At 70.0% G+C, this 22,468-nt stretch carries 21 protein-coding genes and 2 pseudogenes; 20 read left to right on the top strand and 3 right to left on the bottom strand.

The annotated features are described in order from the left end of the window. Nucleotides 1-229: 229 nt before the first annotated feature. From BXA11_RS32675 to BXA11_RS32640, 8 genes are all read left to right on the top strand, one after another. A complete protein-coding gene (locus BXA11_RS32675; protein WP_076440770.1) occupies nt 230-1,222 on the top strand; it encodes an ABC transporter permease in 993 nt (330 codons plus the stop codon). Then, the gene (locus tag BXA11_RS32670; protein WP_208865588.1) at nt 1,219-2,091 is read left to right on the top strand and encodes a carbohydrate ABC transporter permease; all 873 of its coding nucleotides are present in this window, start codon (nt 1,219-1,221) and stop codon (nt 2,089-2,091) included. Before BXA11_RS32675 ends, BXA11_RS32670 begins: the two co-directional genes overlap by 4 nt. 76 nt (nt 2,092-2,167) lie before the next feature. After that, nucleotides 2,168-3,826, top strand: coding sequence for an ABC transporter substrate-binding protein (locus BXA11_RS32665; protein WP_076440766.1), 1,659 nt, complete (start codon nt 2,168-2,170; stop codon nt 3,824-3,826). 70 nt (nt 3,827-3,896) lie between these two features. Further along, complete coding sequence (locus tag BXA11_RS32660) at nt 3,897-5,453, top strand: GH39 family glycosyl hydrolase (RefSeq protein ID WP_076440886.1); 1,557 nt, start codon at nt 3,897-3,899, stop codon at nt 5,451-5,453. After that, entirely contained in the window at nt 5,450-6,205 is a 756-nt protein-coding gene (locus BXA11_RS42630) for a hypothetical protein (protein ID WP_204053806.1), read from the top strand. The genes BXA11_RS32660 and BXA11_RS42630 overlap by 4 nt, the downstream gene beginning before the upstream one ends. Next, nucleotides 6,202-8,253 carry an alpha-glucuronidase family glycosyl hydrolase gene (locus tag BXA11_RS32650; protein WP_204053805.1) on the top strand — a complete coding sequence of 684 codons (2,052 nt, stop codon included), beginning with the start codon at nt 6,202-6,204 and terminating at the stop codon, nt 8,251-8,253. Before BXA11_RS42630 ends, BXA11_RS32650 begins: the two co-directional genes overlap by 4 nt. Then, the gene (locus tag BXA11_RS32645; RefSeq protein WP_076440764.1) at nt 8,250-9,542 is read left to right on the top strand and encodes an SGNH/GDSL hydrolase family protein; all 1,293 of its coding nucleotides are present in this window, start codon (nt 8,250-8,252) and stop codon (nt 9,540-9,542) included. Before BXA11_RS32650 ends, BXA11_RS32645 begins: the two co-directional genes overlap by 4 nt. An 89-nt stretch (nt 9,543-9,631) precedes the next feature. Next, entirely contained in the window at nt 9,632-10,087 is a 456-nt protein-coding gene (locus BXA11_RS32640) for a GNAT family N-acetyltransferase (protein ID WP_076440762.1), read from the top strand. A gap of 8 nt (nt 10,088-10,095) precedes the next feature. On the opposite strand, the gene BXA11_RS32635 is transcribed toward BXA11_RS32640, so the two are convergent. Then, nucleotides 10,096-10,563 (bottom strand): MarR family winged helix-turn-helix transcriptional regulator, encoded by a 468-nt coding sequence (locus tag BXA11_RS32635; RefSeq protein WP_076440760.1) that lies wholly within the window; start codon nt 10,561-10,563, stop codon nt 10,096-10,098. 257 nt (nt 10,564-10,820) lie between these two features. On the opposite strand from BXA11_RS32635, the gene BXA11_RS32630 reads away from it, so the two are divergent. Next, nucleotides 10,821-12,206 (top strand): extracellular catalytic domain type 1 short-chain-length polyhydroxyalkanoate depolymerase, encoded by a 1,386-nt coding sequence (locus BXA11_RS32630; RefSeq protein ID WP_076440758.1) that lies wholly within the window; start codon nt 10,821-10,823, stop codon nt 12,204-12,206. A 51-nt stretch (nt 12,207-12,257) separates the two neighbouring features. On the opposite strand, the gene BXA11_RS32625 is transcribed toward BXA11_RS32630, so the two are convergent. Further along, a complete protein-coding gene (locus BXA11_RS32625) occupies nt 12,258-13,091 on the bottom strand; it encodes a PaaX family transcriptional regulator (RefSeq protein ID WP_030510190.1) in 834 nt (277 codons plus the stop codon). Between the two features lie 220 nt (nt 13,092-13,311). On the opposite strand from BXA11_RS32625, the gene BXA11_RS43455 reads away from it, so the two are divergent. The 4 genes and pseudogenes from BXA11_RS43455 to BXA11_RS32620 all read left to right on the top strand — a co-directional run bounded on the left by BXA11_RS43455 (nt 13,312) and on the right by BXA11_RS32620 (nt 14,322). Continuing rightward, a complete protein-coding gene (locus tag BXA11_RS43455; protein ID WP_159454879.1) occupies nt 13,312-13,449 on the top strand; it encodes a hypothetical protein in 138 nt (45 codons plus the stop codon). A gap of 38 nt (nt 13,450-13,487) precedes the next feature. Further along, a complete protein-coding gene (locus BXA11_RS45505) occupies nt 13,488-13,613 on the top strand; it encodes a hypothetical protein (RefSeq protein WP_275409725.1) in 126 nt (41 codons plus the stop codon). After that, nucleotides 13,610-13,936: pseudogene (locus BXA11_RS45950) on the top strand (DUF8175 domain-containg protein); the annotation flags it as partial. The gene BXA11_RS45505 and the pseudogene BXA11_RS45950, both read left to right, overlap by 4 nt. Nucleotides 13,937-13,959: 23 nt before the next feature. Next, a complete protein-coding gene (locus tag BXA11_RS32620) occupies nt 13,960-14,322 on the top strand; it encodes an uL4 family ribosomal protein (protein WP_143734660.1) in 363 nt (120 codons plus the stop codon). 103 nt (nt 14,323-14,425) lie between these two features. Here BXA11_RS32620 and BXA11_RS44980 read toward each other — a convergent pair. Beyond that, a pseudogene (locus BXA11_RS44980) lies at nt 14,426-14,608 on the bottom strand (DUF6444 domain-containing protein); the annotation flags it as partial. 953 nt (nt 14,609-15,561) lie between these two features. Here BXA11_RS44980 and BXA11_RS32615 point away from each other — a divergent pair. The 7 genes from BXA11_RS32615 (at nt 15,562) to BXA11_RS32585 (ending at nt 22,461) form a co-directional block, all read left to right on the top strand. Beyond that, a complete protein-coding gene (locus tag BXA11_RS32615; RefSeq protein ID WP_076440754.1) occupies nt 15,562-17,271 on the top strand; it encodes a SpoIIE family protein phosphatase in 1,710 nt (569 codons plus the stop codon). A gap of 50 nt (nt 17,272-17,321) precedes the next feature. Continuing rightward, nucleotides 17,322-17,630, top strand: a complete 309-nt coding sequence (locus BXA11_RS32610; RefSeq protein ID WP_076440752.1) for a hypothetical protein — start codon at nt 17,322-17,324, stop codon at nt 17,628-17,630. Nucleotides 17,631-17,664: 34 nt separating this feature from the next. Continuing rightward, nucleotides 17,665-18,198, top strand: a complete 534-nt coding sequence (locus tag BXA11_RS32605) for a hypothetical protein (protein WP_076440750.1) — start codon at nt 17,665-17,667, stop codon at nt 18,196-18,198. A 75-nt stretch (nt 18,199-18,273) separates the two neighbouring features. Beyond that, a complete protein-coding gene (locus BXA11_RS32600; protein WP_081903801.1) occupies nt 18,274-19,623 on the top strand; it encodes an MFS transporter in 1,350 nt (449 codons plus the stop codon). A 16-nt stretch (nt 19,624-19,639) separates the two neighbouring features. Continuing rightward, nucleotides 19,640-21,175, top strand: coding sequence for an acyl-CoA synthetase (locus tag BXA11_RS32595; protein ID WP_030510187.1), 1,536 nt, complete (start codon nt 19,640-19,642; stop codon nt 21,173-21,175). A gap of 3 nt (nt 21,176-21,178) precedes the next feature. Continuing rightward, nucleotides 21,179-22,243 (top strand): aromatic ring-hydroxylating dioxygenase subunit alpha, encoded by a 1,065-nt coding sequence (locus BXA11_RS32590; RefSeq protein WP_204053804.1) that lies wholly within the window; start codon nt 21,179-21,181, stop codon nt 22,241-22,243. Next, nucleotides 22,240-22,461, top strand: coding sequence for a hypothetical protein (locus BXA11_RS32585; protein ID WP_030510185.1), 222 nt, complete (start codon nt 22,240-22,242; stop codon nt 22,459-22,461). Before BXA11_RS32590 ends, BXA11_RS32585 begins: the two co-directional genes overlap by 4 nt. Nucleotides 22,462-22,468: the final 7 nt, after the last annotated feature.

Below are 22,468 nucleotides of genomic sequence, written 5' to 3'. Positions count from 1 at the left end.
CACCGAGATCCTGGCGGTATTGGGGTGCGTTGGGGGAGAATGTCAACGATTGACTGCCCTCTTGACGCACCCATGTCCGGGTCCTATATTTCCGCAATATTAACGAGAACTTTCGAAACTTTCGGTTCGCGCTGCCGTGCCACTTTTCGGGACGGAGTGCGCGAAGCCGCCCCTATCGGCGGCCGCACGCGCCGCCATGGATCCGTTCCGATGGCACCGGAGGCACGGGATGAGTACCACCAGGGCGATCGACGCGTCGCCGGACACCGGGGATCCCCGGCGGGCGAGGCCCGATCCCGCCCGGGCGCAGCGCCCGCCGCGCCGCACCTGGCGCCAGGCGCTGCGCCGTGATTGGCAGCTCTACTCGCTGGCGATCCTTCCGCTGCTGTTCTTCGTGATCTTCCGGTATCTGCCGATGATCGGTAACGTCATCGCCTTCCGGAAGTTCCAGCCCGGCGGCAGCGTGCTCGGCGAGGAATGGGTCGGCCTGCGCTACGTGAAGATGTTCCTGAACGACCCGTCGTTCTGGCAGGTGTTCACCAACACCGTGGTCATCGGCGCGCTGACCCTGCTGTTCTGCTTCCCGACGCCGATCGTGCTCGCCCTGCTGATCAACGAGCTGCGCGGCCGGAAGATCAAGCGGTTCGTCCAGTCGGTGTCCTACCTGCCGCACTTCCTGTCGATGGTGATCGTGGCCGGGCTGGTCATGGAGATGCTGTCGGTGGACGGACCGGTCAACCAGCTCCTGCGCGCGGCCGGCAACGAGCCCGTCGCATTCCTGCAGGAGGCGGGATGGTTCCGGACGATCTACGTCTCCTCTGAGATGTGGCAGACGGTCGGCTGGGGGACCATCATCTACCTCGCCGCGCTCACGACCATCGACGAGCAGTTGTACGAGGCGGCCAGGATCGACGGCGCGAGCCGCTGGCGGCAGATCTGGCACGTGACCCTCCCCGGCATCCGGCCGACCGCGATGACCCTGCTGATCCTCAACATCGGCACGTTCATGGCCGTGGGCTTCGAGAAGATCCTGCTGCTCTACAACCCGCTGACGTATCCCACCGCCGACGTGATCTCCACGTACCTCTACCGGATGGGCATCGTCTCCAACAGCTTCAGCTACGCCGCGGCGATCGGCCTGTTCGAGGCCGTGATCGGGCTGGCCCTGGTCATGTCGGCGAACCTGATCTCCCGGCGCACGGTGGGGACGAGCCTGTGGTGACCGTCGACAGGACCCGGGGCTACCGGGTGTTCCGGGTCGTCAACACGATCATCCTGACCGCCGTCGTGGTCGTGACCCTGTACCCCTTCGTCAACATCGTCGCCCGGTCGCTCAGCGACGAGTTCGCCATCCGCGCCGGCAAGGTCAACCTCGTCCCCGTCGGGTTCACCTTCCGTACGTACGAGTTTGTGGCCTCCGACCCGACGTTCTGGACCAACTATCGCAACACGGTGGTCTACACGGTCGTCGCCACGGCCATCGCGATGGTCATGACCACGTGCTACGCGTACGTGCTGTCGAAGAAGCACCTGAAGGGCCGGACGTTCCTCATCGGAATCGCGGTCTTCACGATGTTCTTCACGGGCGGGCTCATCCCCAACTACATCCTCATCTCCAGCCTCGGGCTGAAGGACAGCATCTGGGCCATCGTGCTGCCGAACGCGATCAGCGTCTTCAACCTCCTGGTGATGAAGGCGTTCTTCGAAGGCCTTCCGGTCGAGCTGGAGGAGGCCGCGGCGATCGACGGCATGAACACCTACGGCATCCTGTTCCGGATCGTGCTGCCGCTGTCGAAGGCGGTCCTCGCGACGATGGTGCTGTTCTACGCCGTGTCGTTCTGGAACTCGTGGTTCGCGGCCTTCCTCTACATGAGCCAGAACGACCTGTTCCCGGTGACCGTCTACCTGCGCAACCTCATCGCCGGCGCCACCACGGGCACGTCCGTCGGCGCCGACGCCACCGACATGACCGTGGCCACCAACATCAAGTCCGTGACGATGGTGCTCACGGTCATCCCGATCCTGGTGGTCTACCCCTTCGTCCAGCGGTACTTCGTCAAGGGCGTCATGCTCGGCGCGGTGAAGGGATAACACGCCGGACCTCTCATTACGCATTCGCTCAGCCCGTTTCCCCAGCTCATTTCACCAGGGAAAGGACCCCCCTTTCATGCATGAGATCAACCGGCGTCAGGCGATGGTCGCCGTTGGAGCCTTCCTCGCGCTCGCCGCGTGCAGCACCGACGGCGACTCCGGCGCCAAGAAGACCGGTGACGACTTCGCGGCGAACCGGGACGGCGCGATGGCCGACTACGGCGTCGGCAAGCCGTTCAAGGCCGCCGCTCCGCTCACGTTCAGCATCCTCTACAACAACCACCCGTTCTATCCGATCAAGAACGACTGGCTGTTCTGGTCTGAGCTGACCAAGCGGACCAACGTGACGCTGCAGCCGAATGTGGTGCCGCTGAGCGACTACGAGAACAAGCGCAGCCTGATGATCGGCGCGGGCGACGCCCCGATGATCATTCCGAAGACCTACCCCGGCCAGGAGACCCCCTTCGTCGCCTCGGGCAGCGTCCTGCCGGTCAGCGACTATCTCGACCTGATGCCGAACTTCAAGGAGAAGATCGCCAAGTGGAACCTGCAGCCCGACCTTGACACGCTCCGGCAGGCGGACGGCCGTTTCTACCTGCTCCCCGGCCTCCACGAGGACTACTGGACGGACTACACGCTCGTGGTGCGCAGCGACATCCTCGACAAGCTCGGGCTGGAGATCCCGCAGACCTGGGACGACGTGCACAACATGCTCAAGGCGATGAAGAAGGAGTATCCCGACTCCTATCCCTACTCCGACCGATGGGGCATCCCCACGCCGGGCGGCGCCATGCTGAACCAGGTCTTCGGCCTGGGCAGCGGCGCACGCGGCGGCTGGGGCTTCACGACCGGCATCACGTGGGATCCCAACGCGCAGAAGTTCGCCTTCACCGGCGCCATGGACCAGTACAAGCAGATGCTGCAGTTCCTCCACACGCTGGTCGAGGAGAAGCTGCTCGACCCGGAGAGCTTCACGCAGCAGGACGACCAGGCGATCCAGAAGCTGGCGTCCGGCAAGTCCTTCGTGATCAGCGGCAACGCCCAGACGCTGGTGAACGAGTATCGCCCGCCGCTGGAGAAGGCCAACCCGAAGGCGAAGCTCATCAAGATCCCGGTGCCCATCGGGCCCCAGGGGCCGGTCAAGGCCGATGCCAACGACAGCCGGCTGGAGAACGGCATCATGATCTCCAAGAAGGCCCGCGACAGCAAGAACTTCGTCGCGATGATGCAGTTCATCGACTGGCTCTGGTACTCCGACGAGGGCCAGGTGTTCGCCAAGTGGGGCGTCGAGGGGACCACCTACACCAAGGACGCCTCCGGCAAGTATCAGCTGGCGAAGGACGTCGACTTCGTCGGCCTCAACGCCGGCGCGCCCAAGCATCTGCAGAAGGACTTCGGCTTCTCCAACGGCGTGTTCGCCTACGGCGGCAGCACCGAACTGCTCCAGTCGACCTTCTCCGAGGAGGAGATCGAATGGCAGAAGACGATGAACGCCAGGCAGGCCCTGCCGCCGAAGCCGCCGAGCCCGCTCAGCGACGAGGAGCGCGAGCAGGCCGCGCTGTGGCAGACCCCGCTGAAGGACCACGCCACCCAGAACACGCTCGAGTTCATCCTCGGCAAGCGGAGCTTCGACGAGTGGGACGCCTACGTCAAGGAACTCGAGGCGAAGAACATGACGTCCTACGTCAACCTCGTCAACGGCGCGTACGAGCGCTACAAGAAGGAGCACGGCTGACCGGCCCGTGCCGGCCGTGCCCGACCCACGGCCGGCGCGTGCTGTTCCAAACGGCGAGCGAAGGACGATGATGCGCGACCTTGTCCCCGGTATCCCGGACGAGAGCCCGAGCCGGCTGACGGACGCCTGGCGGTTCTGCGTCGGCACCGGCCGGTTCGACCTGGCCCTGCGCCGGGACTACCAGGAGTCGCTGGCGCTGGTGCAGCGGGAGATCGGCTTCCGGCACATCCGGGGGCACGGGCTGCTGAGCGACGGGGTGGGCGTCCACCGGCCGTACGACCACGGGGGGAGACGGCACGTGCGGCACGTGTTCACCTACGTGGACCAGGTGATCGACGCCTACCTCGACCTCGGGATCGCGCCGTTCGTCGAGCTGGGTTTCATGCCCTCAGGGCTCGCGTCCGGCGACCAGACCGTGTTCTGGTGGCGGGGCAACATCACCCCGCCCCGCGACTGGCACGAGTGGGCCGCGCTGGTGCGGGCCACGGTGACCCACCTGGTCGACCGGTACGGACTCGACCAGGTGCGCACCTGGCCGATCGAGGTGTGGAACGAGCCCAACCTCAAGGAGTTCTGGCTCGACGCCGACGAGGCCGCCTACCAGCGGCTCTACGAGGTGACCGCGAACACGATCAAGGACGTCGACGCCTCGCTGCAGGTGGGCGGGCCGGCCATCTCTCCCGGCTCCGACGACTGGCTGGTGCGCTTCGCCGACTTCGTCGCCGAACGGTCCCTGCCGATCGACTTCGTCAGCAGGCACGCCTACACCTCCGGCCCGGCCCGGCACGTGCCGTTCGGCGTGCGCCAGACGCTGGCCCCGCCGTCGCGGCTGCTGGAGCAGTTCGCCTTGCCCCGGCGGCAGCTGCGGGGCGGCCCGCTCGCGGACCTGCCCGTGCACATCACCGAGTTCAACTCCTCCTACCGGCCCGACAACCCGATCCACGACACGGCCTTCCACGCCGCGTACCTCGCGCCGGTGCTGGCCGCCGGGGGAGACCTGGCGGACTCCTTCTCCTACTGGACCTTCAGCGACATGTTCGAGGAGGTGGGAGTGCCGCCTTCGTTGTTCCACGGCGGCTTCGGCCTGCTGACCCACCGCCAGATCAAGAAGCCGACCTATCACCTGTACGCCTTCATGGCCCGCATGGGCGAGGAGGTCCTGGCGCGCGGACCGGACCACCTGGTCACCCGGGACGACACCGGCCGGGTCACCGTGCTGGCCTGGGCGCCGGTGGACGTCACCGGGGGCGCGCCGGCCGACGCGCACACCCTGCGGCTGTCGATCCCGGTCGGCTCCCCGTCCGGCCGGGCCTTCCTGCTGCGCTCGTCGGTGAGCGAGGAGAAGGGCAACGCCTGGAGGGCGTGGTGCGAGATGGGCCGGCCGGCCTCGCCCCGGCCCCGGCAGCTCGACGCGCTCAGGGAGGCGGCCGAGCCGGTCCGCGCCCACCGCAGCCTGCCGATCGACGACGGGCGCGTCCGCCTGGACATCACCCTCGACCGCCACGAGGTCACGCTGCTGGAGATCACGCCCGTGGCCGACGAGACCCCGCCCTGGGAGCATGGGCAGGACGAGCGCCGCCTGCTCGGCCTGGACGCGCTCGCCTCGGATGGGGAGGCCGCGTCATGACCGAGACGACGATCCGGCGGTTCGGCCAGGGACCGCTCTCGCGCGCCTCCGCGCTGGTCTACACCCTGCTCGTGGTCGAGCTCCTGGTCCTGGCCACCACCCTGCCCGGCCTCCTCGGGCTCGTCCTGCTCGACCGCGACGCCGCGAACGTCCCGCTGGCCGCGGTCTGCGCGCTTCCGGCCGGTCCGGCGCTGTCGGCCGCGCTGTACGCGCTGCACCGCCGCAGGCTGGACCTGACCGACCTCCACCCGGCGTCCGCGTTCTGGCGTGGCTACCGGATGAACGTGCGCGGCGTGCTCACGCTCTACGTGCCGTGGCTGGCGTGGCTGACCGTCCTCGGGACGACGCTCGCCAACTTCGGCGCCGCCGGGGTGCCGGGCTGGTGGGCGGCCCTGCTCGTCGTCGTCGCGCTCGCGTCGGCCCTCTGGGGCGCGAACGCGCTCGTGATCACATCGCTGTTCGCGTTCCGTGCCAGGGACGTCGCCCGCCTGGCGGCCTACTTCCTGTTCTCCACGCCCCGCGTCGCGCTCGGCAACGCCTGCCTCGTCGTCGTCGCGGGCGGCGTCACGCTGGTCGCCACCGAGGCCGCGCTGACGCTGCTCGGCTCGGTGTTCGCGTCAGCGCTGCTGCTGAACAGCCGGCCGCTGATCGCCGAGGTCACGGAGAAGTTCACCCTGCAAGGCGGCGCCGCGCAAGGCGATGCCGCGCACGCCGAAGCCGCGCGGGGCGTTTCCCCGGAGGCGGCCTCGTGACGATTCCCGATCCCGTCCACCCCGCGTGGCTGCCGTCGGAGGCGTTCCGGGCGATCGGCGCACGCCGCACGCTCGTGCTCGGCGACGGGCTCCTCGCCGGGACCGTGCACGACGAGGTGGCGCAGGCCTGCGCCCGATACGGCGGACGCGTGCGCCGCGACGCCGGCAGCGAGCCGTACGACCTCGTGCTCGCGCTCACGACCGCCGAGGTCCCGCCGGGCGTCGCGGGCGCGGTCCGTCCCGATTCCGCGCTCGGCGACGAGGGGTACGTGCTCGCCCGCAGGGACGGCGCCACGGTCGTGCTCGCCGACGAGCCCGCCGGGCTGCTCTACGGCCTGTTCCACGTCGTACGGCTCGGTGAGCGGGCGTTCGCCGCGGAGCGACCGGCCGAGCACCATCGGCCGGCGACGCGGCGGCGCATGCTCGACCACTGGGACAACGTCGACGTGCATCCCGTGATGGGCCAGGTCGAACGCGGCTACGCGGGCGGGTCCGTCTTCTGGCGCGACGGAGCCCCCCGCGGTGAGCTGGCCCGGGTGCGGGCCTACGCGCGGCTGCTGGCCGCCTGCGGCGTGAACGCGATCTCCGTGAACAACGTCAACGTGCACGCCACCGAGGCCCACCTGCTGACGGACCGGCTCGGCGACGTCGCCGCGCTCGCGGACGTGTTCCGGCCGTACGGGATCAGGGTCCACCTGTCGGTGAACTTCGCCTCGCCCGTCGTCCTCGGGGGGCGGCCGACCGCCGACCCGCTGGACGAGGACGTGCGCACCTGGTGGGCGGACGTCACCGAACGGGTCTACGAGACGATTCCCGACTTCGGCGGATATGTGGTGAAGGCCGACTCGGAGGGGCAGCCCGGCCCGTTCGCGTACGGGCGCGACCACGCCGACGGCGCGAACCTGCTGGCCGAGGCGCTGGCGCCGTACGGCGGGGTCGTGCACTGGCGGGCCTTCGTCTACAACCACCGGCAGGACTGGCGCGACCGGTCCACCGACCGGGCCCGCGCCGCGTACGACCACTTCGCGCCGCTCGACGGGCGGTTCCGCGACAACGTGATCCTCCAGGTGAAGCACGGCCCGATCGACTTCCAGGCGCGCGAGCCGGTGTCGCCGGTCGTCGCGGCCATGCCCGCCACCCGCCTGGCCGTGGAACTGCAGGTGACGCAGGAGTACACCGGCCAGCAGCGGCACGTCTGCTACCTCGCCCCGATGTGGCGAGACGTGCTCGGCTTCCGCCCCTGGGGAGACGGCGGGGCCGACGTGGCGGAGCTCGTCGGCGGCGGCGATCTGGTGGGGGTCTCCAACGTGGGGGACGACCCCTACTGGACCGGTCACCCGCTCGCCCAGGCCAACCTGTACGCCTTCGGCCGCCTGGCCTGGGAGCCGCGGCTGGACCCGGCGGCGATCCTCGACGAGTGGATCGACCTCACCTTCCTGCCGGCGGCGACCGGGGACGCGGAGCCTGCGGCGAGCGGAGCGACCGATCGGTTGCGGCGCACCCTGCACGAGATCATGGACGACTCCTGGCGCACCTACGAGCGGTACACGGCCCCGCTGGGCGTCGGGTTCATGGTCCGTCCCGGCCACCACTACGGGCCCGACGTGGACGGATACGAGTACACGCCGTGGGGCACCTATCACTTCGCCGACCGGGACGGCGTCGGCGTGGACCGCACCCGGGCCACCGGCACCGGCTTCACCGGCCAGTATCCGCCGCCGTGGTCGGAGGTGTACGAGTCGCTCGCCGACTGTCCCGACGAACTGCTGCTGTTCTTCCACCACGTCCCGTACGGGCACGTGCTGCACAGCGGGTCGACCGTCATCCAGCACATCTACGACACGCACTTCGCGGGCGCCGAGCAGGCGACCGAGGCCAGGCGGCGATGGCAGGAGGCCGCCGGGCTGTTCGACCCGTCCCTGCACGACCGGGTGAAAGCCCTCCTCGACGAGCAGGTCCGCTGCGCGGAGGAGTGGCGCGACCAGATCAACGCCTACTTCTTCCGCAAGTCGGGCGTCCCCGACGCGCACGGGAGGTGCATCCCATGACGGCGCCTGTTTTCGGGCCGGACGGGCACTGGGTCCCCACCTGGACGGCGATGCCGCAGCTGACCGAGCCGGACAACATGCCGCCTCCACCGTTCATCCGGGACGATCCCGTTCTCGGCGACGCCGCTGTTCTCGCCGACGCCAGGGTTTTCGCCGACACCGCGGTTTTCGCCGACACCACCGTGCGGCAGACGGTCCGGGTCTCGGTGGGCGGGCGGCGGCTGCGGGTGCGGGTGACGAACGCCTTCGGCGGTGCGGCGCTGCCCGTCACGAAGGCGACCCTGGCGCTGCCGGCCGGTGGGCGGGCGGGGGTGAGCGCGGTCCAGGCGGGGACGGTGCGGCCGGTGACCTTCCACGGCCGCGCGTCGGTGACGATCCCCGCCGGGGCGCAGGCCGTCTCCGACCCGATGGAGGTCGAGGTGCCGCCCGGGTCGAACCTCACCGTGACGGTCTATCTGGCCGAGGGCCAGCGCTCGCTGAGCATCACCTCGCATCCGGGTTCGCGGACCACCTCCCATCTGCTGGCCGGCGACCACGCCGACGCCGCCGACCTGCCCGGCGCGACCGCGGTGGACCACTGGTACTTCCTCGGCGGGGTGGAGGTGTGGGCCGGGCCCTCGGTCGCCGCGGTGGCGGTGGTGGGCGACTCGCTGTCCGACGGCCGGGGCTCGACCACCAACGGCAACGACCGCTGGCCCGACCGGCTGCTCGACCGCCTGCGGTCCAGGCACGGCATGGACGGTGTCGCGGTGCTCAACCAGGCGGCCGGCGGCAACCGGGTGCTCAACGACGGCCTTGGCCCCAACGCGCTGGCCCGGCTGGACCGCGACGTGCTCGCCCACAGCGGCGTGGCGTGGCTGGTCCTGTTCGAGGGGGTCAACGACATCGGCACCGCCGAGGCGAGCCCGGCCGCGCAGAAGCAGGTGGCCGACGACCTGATCTTCGCCTACGACCAGATCGTCACGCGGGCGCACGCACGGGACATCCGCGTGTACGGCGCGACGCTGACGCCGTTCGGCGGCAACGACTCCTACGACGACCCACAGGGCTGCAGGGAGGGAGCCCGGCAGGCGGTCAACCAGTGGATCCGCGCCGCCGGCCGGTTCGACGCGGTGATCGACTTCGACCGCGCCGCCCGCGACCCGGCCGAGCCCCGCCGGCTGCTCGCGGCGTACGACGTGGGCGACCACCTGCACCTGAACCCGGCGGGATACCAGGCCCTCGCCGACGCCGTGCCGGCCCACCTGTTCCGGCGGGAGCCGCTGCCGCCCGGCTTCGGATTCGCCTGACCCGGCGGCTAGAGTGGCGTCGGCCTGTGGTTCCCCGACCACCGGCACCGACCACCGACGTCACGAGCATCCCGGGATGAACGAGCGCGATGAGAATCGTCGAGGACGACCTGTCCGGCCCGCAGATCGCCGAGTTCCTGCGGGAACACGTCGGGGAGATGCGGTCCATCACGCCGCTGGAGAGCAAGCACGCCCTCGATCTCGACGCCCTGCGCACGCCCGAGGTCACGTTCTGGTCGGTGATGGACGGTGACACCGTCGTGGGCTGCGGGGCGATCAAGAGGCTCGACCCGGCGCACGCCGAGCTGAAGTCGATGCGCACGGCGGCGTCCCGCAAGCGCGGCGGGGTCGCGTCCCTGCTGCTGGAGCACATCATCGCCGAGGCCCGGCGGATGGGCTTCATCCGGCTGAGCCTGGAGACCGGCTCGGCCGACTTCTTCCTGCCCGCCAGGCGGCTGTACGAGAAGTTCGGGTTCGTGCACTGCGAGCCCTTCGCCGACTATCGGCCCGATCCGAACAGCGTGTTCATGACCAGGCCGCTCTGACGACGTCGTCAGTACGCGTCGGAGCGAAGGGCCCGGGCGCACACGGTGAGGCCGTCTCTGAGGGTCTCACGCGTGGTGTTGTCGACCTTCTCCAGCATGACCGCTTCGATGTCGTCCAGCGAGCTGTCGCAGCGCCGCAGCACGGCCACCCCCTCGGGAGTGAGGCGGGCGCACAGCGTGCGGCCACCGCCCGGGTGCGGATCGCGGCGGATCAGGCCGCGCCGTTCCAGGTCGCGGATGACGAGGTTCATCGCCTGCGGCGTGACGAAGGCGATGCGGGCCAGCTCCGCCGACGACGCCCCGTCGCGCGTGCGCAGTTCGCTGAGCGCCATGTATTCGGTCGTGGTGACGCCGTGCCTGGCGAGCGCGTCGTCCAGGCGGGCGCGGATGCGGCGTTCCAGGCGGAACACCAGGTAGCTCAGGCGCGCCGCGGGCGCGGCGGGCTGGGCGTTGGGACGGGTGCGGCGGGCGGTCACCGGACGACCATACCGCGCGATCTTCAGGATGTAAGTTTCGCGCTTGGGTATCAAGTAAATTGATACAAAGTACCTTGATATGCAGCGGAAACGGCTATTCGATCGCCGGGGCCCCCGCGGGCGTGCCTTGACTGCGGACCGACGCCCCTTCTATACCGGCTGACGTCACAACTTCCGAGCGGACGGCGATTCCGGGACGTGCGCGGAAAGGCACACGGAAAAGAAGGAACCGCCGCTGATCCAAAAAGGAGGAGCGGATGAAGCGATTACTCGCGGCGTTCGCCGGTGCCGTCACCGCGGTCCTGTGCGCCGCCGCGGCCCTGGCGTCGGTGCTGGTGTCCGCGCACCCCGCCGCCGCGGCCACGCTTACCGAGGTGACCGGTTTCGGCGCCAACCCCGGCAACCTGCGCATGTACCTGTACGTCCCGAACAGCGTGCAGCAGAACCCGCCGATCGTGCTGGCCATGCACACGTGCGGCGGAACGGGGCCGGGCTTCTACTCGTCCACCGAGTTCGCGTCGCTGGCCGACCGGTACGGCTTCATCGTGATCTACCCGTCGGCCTCGAAGAAGATGAACTGCTTCGACAACTGGTCCGAGGCGTCCAAGGTGCGCGGCGGCCAGACCGACCCGGTGTCGCTCATGTCGATGGTGACCTACGTCGAGCAGCAGTATCACGGAGACCCGAACCGGGTGTTCGCGACCGGCGCCTCCTCGGGCGCGATGATGACCAACGCCATGCTCGCCCTGTATCCCGAGGTGTTCAAGGCGGGCGCGGCGTTCATGGGCGTGCCGTTCACGTGTTTCCCCAACGAGGCGGCCTACAACCCGGCGGGCAACTCCTCCCCGTGCGTGGGCAAGACCGCGCAGCAGTGGGGCGACGCGGTCCGCAACGCGAACCCGAGCTACCGGGGACCGTGGCCGCGCATGCAGCTGTGGCACGGCACCAGTGACACCGTGGTCTCCTACGCCGAGCTGGACGAGGAGATCAAGCAGTGGACGAACGTCCACGGCCTGAGCCAGACGCCCACCACTACGGACACGCCGCAGTCCGGGTGGAACCGCCGCCGCTACGCCGACGCCTCGGGGACGGTGCAGGTCGAGGCCTACACCATCCAGGGCGCGGGCCACAGCCTCCCCATGGGCGGCATGGCGGCCGTCGCCATCCAGTTCTTCGGTCTCACCGGCAGCCCGAGCCCGAGCCCGAGCCCGAGCCCGAGTCCGAGCCCGAGTCCGAGCGTCAGCCCGTCCGCGAGCCCGTCCGCGAGTCCGAGTGTCAGTCCGTCCGTGAGCCCGTCCGCGAGCCCGTCGAATCCGCAGCAGGGCGCCTCCTGCCGGATCACGTACAGGCCCAACTCCTGGAGCGACGGCTTCACGGCGGACGTCACGATCACGAACACCGGCAACGCTCCCGTGAACGGCTGGACCGTCACCTGGACGTGGCCGGGCAACCAGCGGATCACCAACGCGTGGAACGCCGGCGTGACCCAGTCCGGCGCCCAGGTCACCGCACGCAACGTCTCCTACAACCCCGCCATCCCCGCCGGAGGCAGCACGAACTTCGGCTTCCAGGCCACCTACAGCGGCAGCAACACCGCACCGGCCGCTTTCGCCCTCAACGGCGCGGCCTGCACGATCGCCTGACCGGTCCCGGCCGCGCCGCGACGAGCCATCAGGGGGCGGCGCGGCCGGGCGTCAGACGACCAGCATGTCCAGGAGGGGGGCGGCCAGCTCGGCGGCGGGCGGCTCGTACCGCTGGGCGAGCGTCTGGAAGGTCTGCTCGGCCTGGATCGCCGGCCAGTCCTGGGGCAGGTGCTCGGCGGGCAGGTGCGGATCCTGGCGGACGAGCTGCAGCCAGTCGGTGTGCAGCAGCAACTGCCGCGCGAGGTCGTCGGGCGCGCCGGGGAACGGCCGGGGGACGTCCCACTGGGCGAGGAACGCCCGGTAGCGCGCGGCGATCTGCTCGATGTCGAACGCCTTCCCGACGAGGTCGGCCGCCTCGGTCGGCTTGAACGCCCTGGCGGTCAGCACGGTCACGTGGTCGCCCAGATCGAGGGAGGCGAGGACGTCGGTGACGTCCTTGACGCCCGGCGCGATCCACAGCCCGCTCTGCAGCAGCCCGAAGCCGTTCCAGATGAGCCGCGACCGCAGGTCGTGCCGCGTGCTGCGGCGGCTGTCCGGGATCGAGAAGCCGACGAGCGTCCACGTGCCGTCCCAGTCGCGGTTCACCGCGCCGGTCTCCCACACCCGCCTGCGTCCGTCCTCCAAGACCTCCACGGCATGCGGGGTCAGCCCGAAATACACCTTCCGTCCCTGCCGATGACGTGTCAGCAGGTTCCGCTTCACCATCCGCGCGAGCGTCGACCGTACGGCCTCTTCGGAGACGCCGAGGCGGGCGAAGACGTCGATGACGCTCCCGGAGTAGACGGCGAGGTCGCGATGCAGCACGTAGATGCCGAGGAAGCTGAACATCAGGGACTGCGGGCGCAGGGATGGCGCCGTCTGGTCGTCTTCGCCGCCGAGGGTCACAGCAGCAGGGTAGACCGGTTCAGATGTTATGCAAATATTCGACTGTCGTCATATTGCTGCCTTACATCAGGCAGCGACCGACCCCGGCCGCCGGGGTCGTGCACGTCTGCCCGCATTCACGAACCTGCCCCCGCCTCGACGCCGTCGCGAGGTGTGCAACGCCGCTGCGGCTTGCTGGGAGCGTTCGGAACGGTCTCGATGAATGTGGGGAGAGGCGTTGATGTGGCTGGATGCGCTGCAGGACGCGATCGGCACGGTCGCGCCGCACGACGTGGTGAACAACACGCCGCCGAAGGTGCCGCCGGGACTGCAGCCGAAGATCGACCTGTTGCTCGGCTGGGTAAGTGGGCATGCCTGATCCTCGGCGTCGCCGGGATCCTGATTTGCGCCGGCAAGATGGCGCTCGGGCAGTCCGGCCGGCCGCACTACGCGGCTGAGCGAGCTTCGGAACTGCCCAAGGTGCTGCTCGGGGTGTCGCTGGCCACGGTCGCCGTGCCGATCATCACGGCGATTTTCGGATGAGCCCTTCTGTGCGGCAGCGCCGGAGGCTGCTCGTCTTCCTCGGGGTCACCGCGGGGCTGATCGCGGCGGGTGTGCTTCTGGCCATGCTGCCGGCCACCCGGAAACCCTCACCTGCTGGCACACCGGCCGCGTCGGCGCTTGCACAGCCCACCGGCACCGGCACGGAGGTGAACCTCGGCGGCTGGCGGTGGGCGGACTTCCATGGGGTGCGCCTGCCGTACTCCGCCTCCGACGGCCCGCACACGGTGACCGGGGACCGGGCGTACGGCTTCGCCCGCAGCCCAGCGGGGGCGTTGCTGGCGGCGCTGCATCTGGGGATGCGGGCCAGCCCGCGCTGGGGCCTGTGGTGTTCGAGCCGACCATCGCCGAGCAGTTCACCGGCTCAGGCCGGCCGACGCTGCTGCGGGCCGTTCGCGCCTCCTACGGCAGTGCCGGCGCTGCGGCGGGCGTCGCCGAGGGCGTGCCGATCGGCCGGGCGTACGTGGTGGAGGAGGCGTTTCGCCGGCAGGCCTACACGCCTGATCTTGCGATCGTCGACGTGGCCGGGCCGGGCCGTGGCGGTGCACCGTGCGCATCTCGACACGGATGCAGATGGTGTGGCGGGACGAAGACTGGCGGGCGGTCGCCCCGGCCCGGAGGTGACTGGACGCGGTCATCGGCCCCGGTGACCGACCTGACCGGCTACATCCTGTTCCCGGATCGGGGGTGACAGCGTGGACATCTTCGTGGCCGGCGGACCCAGGCGGCAGGTGAAACTCGATCATGTCTGGCCGCTCCACCACGGCCAGTCCACCGTCACTCGCTCCCGGCTGACCACCGCGCCGACGTCCGCTCCTGGCAGTGGGCGGCTTGGCCAGCCGGGTGAAGGTGTCAGCCGACGGCGGCAGCGAGGAGTTACCCGAGTTCCGGCCCAGTGGCGGTTCCAGCTCGGCCACCCGAACCCTCATCCGCTCGTTGTCGGCGCGTAACTCGGCGATCGTCCGCGCATACTCCACCACCAGGGCGGCAAGCTCGTCATACGACGGGCGCTCAACCCCAGACTGCAGCACCCGAAGATCATCCCGCAGCCGGCATCAGGCCCTGGCCGTCCCCAGGCCTGGGACCTGATGAATTCTTACGATGTGACGGCGACGGCGTCTCGCCGGCCACCGGCGCGGAGCACCTGACAAGGGTCTGCACGCCGTCCCCTTGGTGGCCTTGACAGCTCTGACCAGACCACAGCAGACTGGACTAAATCGTCCTATTCGCACTCCGGCGGTGGGTGCCTGCATACCTGCACTTCACGCGAAGGCCGGTTGGGCCTTGATTCGGCTGGCCGAGGAACACCTGGCTACGCGGCGCGTGACACCGCGCTCACCGGCAACCACCCGCCAGCCGTACTCAACCTCCGAGAGCGACCAGTGGTGGGTGGGAGCCTGGACATGACAGAGACCTCTCGCGGCAGGCATGGCCCTAAACGTGCAGATGTGAGCTCTGCGGGGATGGGGCGTGCCCGATCGGACAGGTCGCTGCGATGGGCTCTGCAGGCGGAGTGGCGGGCTTCTGGCGCATCTGACGATCGAAGTGTCCGCCACGGACCTCACGGTGCTCACCGGCCGCCACCTGCCGGCCGAGCCGGTGACGGCCTCGCGGTACGACCGGGACCGGCCCCGAATGGACGACAGTGGTTACCCCGCCTTCTCCAACTGGTGGCGCACAGGCTGCCCTACGTCATCTCCGGTGCTCTCCTGGTCGCGTTTCCGGCTGACCGGCAGGCGCGGTGGGCGGCGAGTTGAAAGCAGGACACGCTTGCGCACAGGCCCGGGCTGACCATGGTGGCACACCGTGACCGTCCACCGGAGCCCGAGTTATGGACTGGTAAAAGAGCATTTCAACGCTACTTTCGCACTGATCACTGTATGTCCCGGGGGATTAAGACGGTGCCGATGGACCTGCGGAACGAGTCGCCATGAACGGCCACGATGTCATACGGGACGTTACCGAATCGTCGCTCTCTAATTCCGGCCCTGTTTCCCTTCGCGAACTGGACGCGCTGTTCGACCAGTCACCAGCCGCCTTGGTCTTCCGCGACCGCGGACTGCGCGCCAGACGCACCAACGCGGCGTTCCGCCGCCTGTTCGGCCTTCCGGACGAGGCGATCATCGGCCACCTCCCTTCAGAGTTCGACGCGGAGATGGACATGGCCTTGGTCGAGCGCATCCTCGCCGAGCAGGTGATAGACAGGGGCGTTCCCGTGGTCGACGTGCACGTGAAGCGGTCCGTGGCAGGCGAGCGCCGGGTCCTTCTGTGGTCGGCGCACCCGGTGACGGAAAGCGGCCAGGTGCTGGGAACGCTGTGCTTTTTCAAGGACATCACCAGCCAGGCAACATCGCTCCGGCAGGCTCATGACCTGCTCGAACGGGCCGGTCACCAGATCGGGACCACGCTCGACATCTACCGCACGGCCGCAGAACTCACCGACCTGGCCGTGCCCGGGCTCGCCGACCACGTCACCGTCGGCCTGCTCGACCAGGTGCTGCAGGGGGAAGACCTTCCCCGCCCCGGCTCAGACCCCCTGCGGTTCCGCCGGGTGGCGGTGCGCGACACCAGCAAGACCAGGGGCAAGGTTGGCTACAAAGTGGGCGATCTGTTCACCGTGCCCGCGCCGGTCACCGGTCCGCCCTCCTCGGTGCTCCTGCGGGGAAAGCCCCTCCTGGCGCGGAACCGGGCCGAGGTTGGCGGGCGGTTCTCCCACGTGCCCGATATTGCGGAGGCCCTCCTCGCCCGGGGGGTGCACACGTTCATAGCGGTGCCGCTGATCGCCCGCGGCGTCACGCTGGGGGTGGCCACGTTCAGCCGGGCGGAACACCCCGAGCCGTACGGTGAGGCCGACGTGCGGCTGGCCAGCAACCTGGCCTCCCGGGCGGCGGTGTGCATCGACAACGCCCGTCTGTACACCCGCGAGCGCACCACGGCCGTCACCCTGCAGCGCAGCCTGCTGCCCCGGGACATCCCGCAGGTGCCAGGACTGGAGCTCGCCCATCGCTACCAGCCCGCCAGCCAGACCGCGGAGGTGGGCGGCGACTGGTTCGACGTCATCCCGCTGAAAGACGGCCGGGCCGCGCTGGTCGTCGGGGATGTGACCGGCCACAGCATCCACGCTGCGGCTCTCATGGGCCAGCTCCGCACCACCAGCGCGGCCCTGGCCCGCCTCGGGCACCCGCCGGAGGAGATCATGGCCCAGCTCAGCGGCGTGGTCTCCGGGCACGGCGAGGAGACCGGCGCCACGTGCCTGTACGCCCTGTATGACCCGGCCTCCCGGCGGTGCCGCCTCACCAGCGCCGGGCACCTGCCGCCCGCCCTCCGCTACCCCGACGGCAGGGTGGACTTCATCGACGTGCCGGGCGGAGTGCTGCTCGGCGTGGGCCAGGGCCGCCACCCGGCCACCGACATCGACCTGCCCGCGGGCAGCGTGCTGGCCCTCTACACCGACGGGCTGATCGAGCACCCCGGCCAGGACATCACCACCGGCATGTCCCGGCTCGCCCGCACCCTGGCCGCCGGCCCCGCACGATCACTGGACGAGCTGTGCGACAGCGTGCTGGTCAGCCTCGGCGCCCACGCCCGGGACGACATCGCCCTGCTGCTCGCCCGCACCGCCACCGAAACAGCCCGCTGATCCCGCGGTACTGCGCGGCGCTAGAAGATCACTGAAGGTGTTGGGGCACGGTGTGGCTGTTCGACCCGCAGTCCATCACCTACCAGCCGCAACGCTGGTGGTGGAACCCCCTCCGGGCACTGACAACGGTCGAAGACGCCCACCGCCTGGCTGGGCACTTCGTGCTCACCGTCGAAGACCCCGGCAAGCGGGACCTGTGGGGACCGGCCGCCCAGGACCTGCTGTCGGCGCTGTTCCTTGCCGCGGCGACGTCCGGCCGCACCAGCATCACGTGGCCCGCCGGCTGGATGAGCCCGCCGTCCCCACCCCGTGCGAGCTGCTCACCGAGGCCGGCTTTCATCTGCTGGCCTCCAGCTTGACCATCGAACCCGTCTCGAGAAAAAGGGAGCCGTTTTGATCTCCGTCACCGACGCCTACCGCGTCCTCGGCGAACGGCGCGACGCCGACCACAACAGCTCGACCACAGCGGCGGTCGATGCGTTCACCGCGATCGCCCTCGGCATGAGCGCCGGGGAACACCATGGCCCGCCGGAGCTGTACGCCACCTTCGCCGTCGCCCAGCAGGAGGCACTCGAGGGCATGGCCGCGCTCGGTGCCCAGCTCGGCCACGCCGACACCTCCGCCGCCATCCCCGACCTGGACCAAGCCGCCAGGCTCGGCGGCCTGCTGTGCGAGGTGCTCGTCCAGCGCGCGGAAACCAGCTCCGACCCGAGCCGAGGGCTGGGTGAGCCGCCAGGTCCAACTCAGCGGACCGGGCGGCATCCCCATCGCCGCGCCGATTGCCTGTTCAGCGCTGAGCGCGCCGTACGCCCGACGGGGCCTGTGCGGGCGGCGGCCGGGCGGGGTGGGCCGGAATGGAAGGCGGAGGGCCGGGTACGCATGCGCCCGGACCCGGGCCGTCCGGTTCCATATTGGGCAAAGTGTTGACCTCCGTTACAGATCTGCCTAACCTCCGGACGAGAAGGCGAGAGTCCAGCTCGCTCCCGGACGAGGAGCTCGGTCATGCCGAACCTGTCAGTCGCACCCCCCAGCCCGATACAGCTCCGCCGCGCGGTGGCCTCCAGCTTCCTGGGCAGCGTCATCGAGTACTACGACTTCCTGCTGTACGCCACGGCGTCGGCGGTGGTCTTCAACAAGGTCTTCTTCTCCTCCCTCGACTCGCTCACCGCGACGGTCGCCAGTTTCGGCACATTCGCCACCGGCTACCTGGCGAGGCCGCTCGGCGGTGTGATCTTCGGCCACTACGGCGACCGCTTGGGACGCAAGCGCATGCTCGTCCTGACCATGACCCTGATGGGCGTCGCGAGCTTCCTCATCGGCCTGCTCCCCACCTACGCGCAGATCGGCAGCCTCGCGCCGATCTCGCTCGTCGTGCTCCGGGTGCTGCAGGGCATCGCCGTCGGCGGCGAGTGGGGCGGCGCGGTGCTGATGTCCGCCGAGCACGCCACCGGCAGGCGTGGCCTGTGGGCGAGCTTCACCAACGCGGGAGCCCCCTTCGGCATGGTGCTGTCCACGGCGGTGCTCAGCGGCACGGCCGCCGTCATGGACGAGCAGGCGTTCCTGAGCTGGGGCTGGCGGGTGCCGTTCCTGATCAGCATCGCGCTGCTGGCGGTCGGCCTGTTCGTCCGGCTGCGGGTCCAGGAGACCCCGGTGTTCGAGGCCGCGAAGGAACGGGCGTCCCGGCTGCCGCTGCTGGACGTGTTCCGCGACCACCCGAGGGCCCTCCTGCTCGGGGTCGGCGTCGGGCTGTCCGCCTTCGTGGCGCAGGGCACCCTCACCACGTATCTCATCGCGTACGGCGTGCGCGCCGGCTTCCCCCGGCAGGCGGTGCTGAACGCGCTCACGCTCTCGTCCGCGCTGGCCGTGCTGGGCATCGTCGGCTGGTCGGCGCTGTCCGACAAGGTCGGGCGCCGGCCGGTGGTGCTCGTGGGCGCGGTGCTCATGGCGGCGTTCGGCTTCGCGCTCTTCCCGATGGTGGACTCCGGCAGCACGGCCGTGCTCGCCGTCGCGCTCGTGATCGGCCAGTCGATCGTCCACCCGCTGATGTACGGCCCGCTCGCGGCGTTGTACACCGAGCTGTTCGCCACCGGGAGCCGCTACACGGGAGCCTCGCTCGGCTACCAGATCGCCGGGCTCGGGGCGGGTCTCGCACCGCTGCTGTTCGCCCAGCTCGACGCCTCGACCGGAGGCGGGACGACGACGATATCGGTGATCATCGCGGCCTGCTGTCTGCTGACCGTGATCTGTATCCTGGCGCTGCGCGAGACCAGCCGTCACGACCTCACCTCGGTCGCCGTCGGCGGGCCCGCGTCCGGTCGCGTCGCCGACACGGCGGAACCGTCCTCCGCCTGACCGAGGAGTGCCGTTCATGCGCAATGCCGGACTGGGAGGCTGGCCGGCCCGCAGGGCCCAGATGAGCCCGGACCGCACCGCGTTCGTCTACGCGGACCGGCCGCTCAGCTACGCGCAGGTTCATGAGCGGACGACGAGGCTCGCGTCGCGGCTGCGTGACGGCGGGGTGCGGGCGGGGGACAGGGTCGCCTACCTCGGCCCCAACCATGTCGCCTTCGCCGAGACGATGTTCGCCACCCACGTGCTCGGCGGGATCTTCGTCCCGCTGAACTTCCGGCTTGCCGCGCCCGAGATCGCGTACATGCTCGAACACTCGGGCGCGTCGGTCCTCGTCTACGGGCCGGAATGCGCGGCGGTGGTCCGTGCTCTCCCCGGCTTCCCGGGTCTGCGCACGGTCGTGGCGCTGGAGTCCCCGGCGGAGGGGGAGCGGCACTACGAGACGTGGCTGTCGCAGGGCGACCCCACGCCGATCGACACCCCGGTGGCGCTCGACGACATCGCGCTCATCCTCTACACCTCCGGCACCACCGGGCGGCCGAAGGGCGCCATGCTCAGCCACGCCAACCTGGTGTGGAACTGCTACCACGTCCTGATCAGCGTGGACGTGACGAGCACCGAGGTCACGCTGATCAGCGCGCCGCTGTTCCACGTGGCGGCGCTGAATCAGACTTTGCTGCCGACCTTCCTCAAGGGCGGCATCTCGGTCATCATGCCGTCATGGGACGTGGACCGGTGTTACGACCTCATCGAGAGGCACCGGGTCACCTGGATGTTCGGAGTCACCGCGATGTTCGCCGCGCTGGCGGGGTCGCCCCGGTGGCCCGGCGCCGACCTGTCCTCGCTGCGCACCCTGATGTCCGGGGGCGCGTCCATCCCGGTCGCGCTGATCCGCGCCTACCAGGAACGCGGCCTGGTCTTCTGCCAGGGCTACGGGTTGACGGAGACCTCGCCGGGCGCGACCTTCCTGGAGGCGGGCGAGAGCGTGCGCAAGGTGGGCTCCGCCGGGGTGCCGGTGTTCTTCGCCAACGTGCGCGTGGTCCGGCCCGACCTCACCCCCGTGGCGCCCGGCGAGCCGGGCGAGGTGCTCGTGCAGGGGCCGAACGTCACCCCCGGCTACTGGCGCGATCCGGAGGCGACCGCCGCCGCGCTGGCCGAGGGCGGCTGGTTCCACTCCGGCGACGTCGCCACCCTGGACGACGAGGGCCACCTCTACGTCGTCGACCGGGTGAAGGACATGTACATCTCCGGCGGAGAGAACGTCTACCCGGCGGAGGTGGAGGGCGTGCTCTTCGAGCACCCGGCCGTGGCGGAGGCGGCCGTGGTCGGGGTGCCCGACGACACGTGGGGCGAGGTCGGCCGCGCCTTCGTCGTGCCGCGCCCCGGCGCGGTCGTCACCCCCGGCGGGCTGCGGGACTTCCTCCGCCCCCGGCTCGCGAAGTACAAGATCCCGGTCTACGTCGATATCGTCGACGCGCTGCCCAAGACCGGTTCCGGCAAGATTCGCAAACCTGACCTGCGCCGGCGGCCACTGACCGCCGGCCCCGAGGAGTGACCTGTGATCGTCACCGAATTCGCCCGCAACCAGTGGTACGTGGCCGCCTACGGCCACGAGGTGGGCCGGCGTCAACTCGGCCGCACCATCCTGAACGAGCCGATCCTGCTCTGGCGCACCGAGGACGGGCGGGCGGTGGCGATGGCCGACCGTTGCGTGCACCGCCGCTTCCCCCTGTCGGAATCGCCCAGCCACCTGGTCGGCGACCGTGTGGTCTGCGGCTACCACGGCTTCACCTACGGCCCGGACGGCGTCTGCGTCGCCGTGCCCGCCCAGCAGCGCATCCCGCGCACCGCGCGGCTGCGCACCTACCCCGTGGTGGAGCAGGACTCGTTCGTCTGGGTGTGGATCGGCGACCGCGAGCCGGGCGACACGCTGCCCCCGCGCGCTCCCTGGCTGGTCTCGCCCGACTACGCCACGGTGTGCGGGATGGAGCCGCTCAACGCGCGGTACGGCCTGCTCGTGGACAACCTCCTCGACCTGTCCCACGAGACGTACCTGCACGGCGGGTACATCGGCACCCCCGAAGTGGCCGAGACCCCCATCACGACGGAGGTCGACGAGGACGCGGGCATCGTCTACGTCAGCCGCCACATGGACGACGCGGCCTGCCCGCCGTTCTACGCCGAGTCGACCGGCATCAAGGGCCGGATCACCCGCTGGCAGGACATCGAGTATCACCCGCCGTGCCTGTATCTGCTGCACAGCCGCATCGCGCCGGTCGGGTCGCCGCCGCCCGCCGCCGACGGCACGGACTCGCACGCGTTCCACGTCGAGGTCGTGTACGCGATCACCCCGTCGACGGAGAACTCCACCTACGACTTCTGGGCGGTGGCGCGCGACTTCGCACTCGACGACGAGAAGGTCTCCGACTTCCTGCGGGACAGCAACCGCACCGTCGTGCTGCAGGACGTGGCCGCGCTCAACACGCTGGAGGAGGTCATCGCCCGGGAGCCGGACCGCTACCAGGAGCTGTCGGTGAACATCGACACCGGTGGCCTGGCCGCCCGCCGCCTCCTCGCCCGGATGGCCGGAGACGTGCCGGCCTCGCAGACCGCCGTTCGATGAGCGCACGGGACTCCGGTGCGCGGGACGGCCGCACCGTCTACCGCATCCGCTGGCTGCCGGGGACGGACCGGCTGCACGCCTCCTGCTTCTGCGGGGCGGAGCGCGAGTTCGAGGACCCGGTGATCCTGTGGGACTGGCTGCTCGGCCACCCGGAGGGCCACCTGCCCCGCCCTCCGGCGGAGCACGACTCCCCGGCCCCGGCAGCCGCGCTCGTCTGAGACGCGA

Origin of the sequence: Microbispora rosea (genome assembly GCF_900156315.1) — a bacterium.
Lineage (GTDB): Bacteria > Actinomycetota > Actinomycetes > Streptosporangiales > Streptosporangiaceae > Microbispora > Microbispora rosea.
The sequence above is the reverse complement of the archived record's forward strand: the minus strand, read 5'-3'. Positions and strand labels throughout refer to the sequence as shown.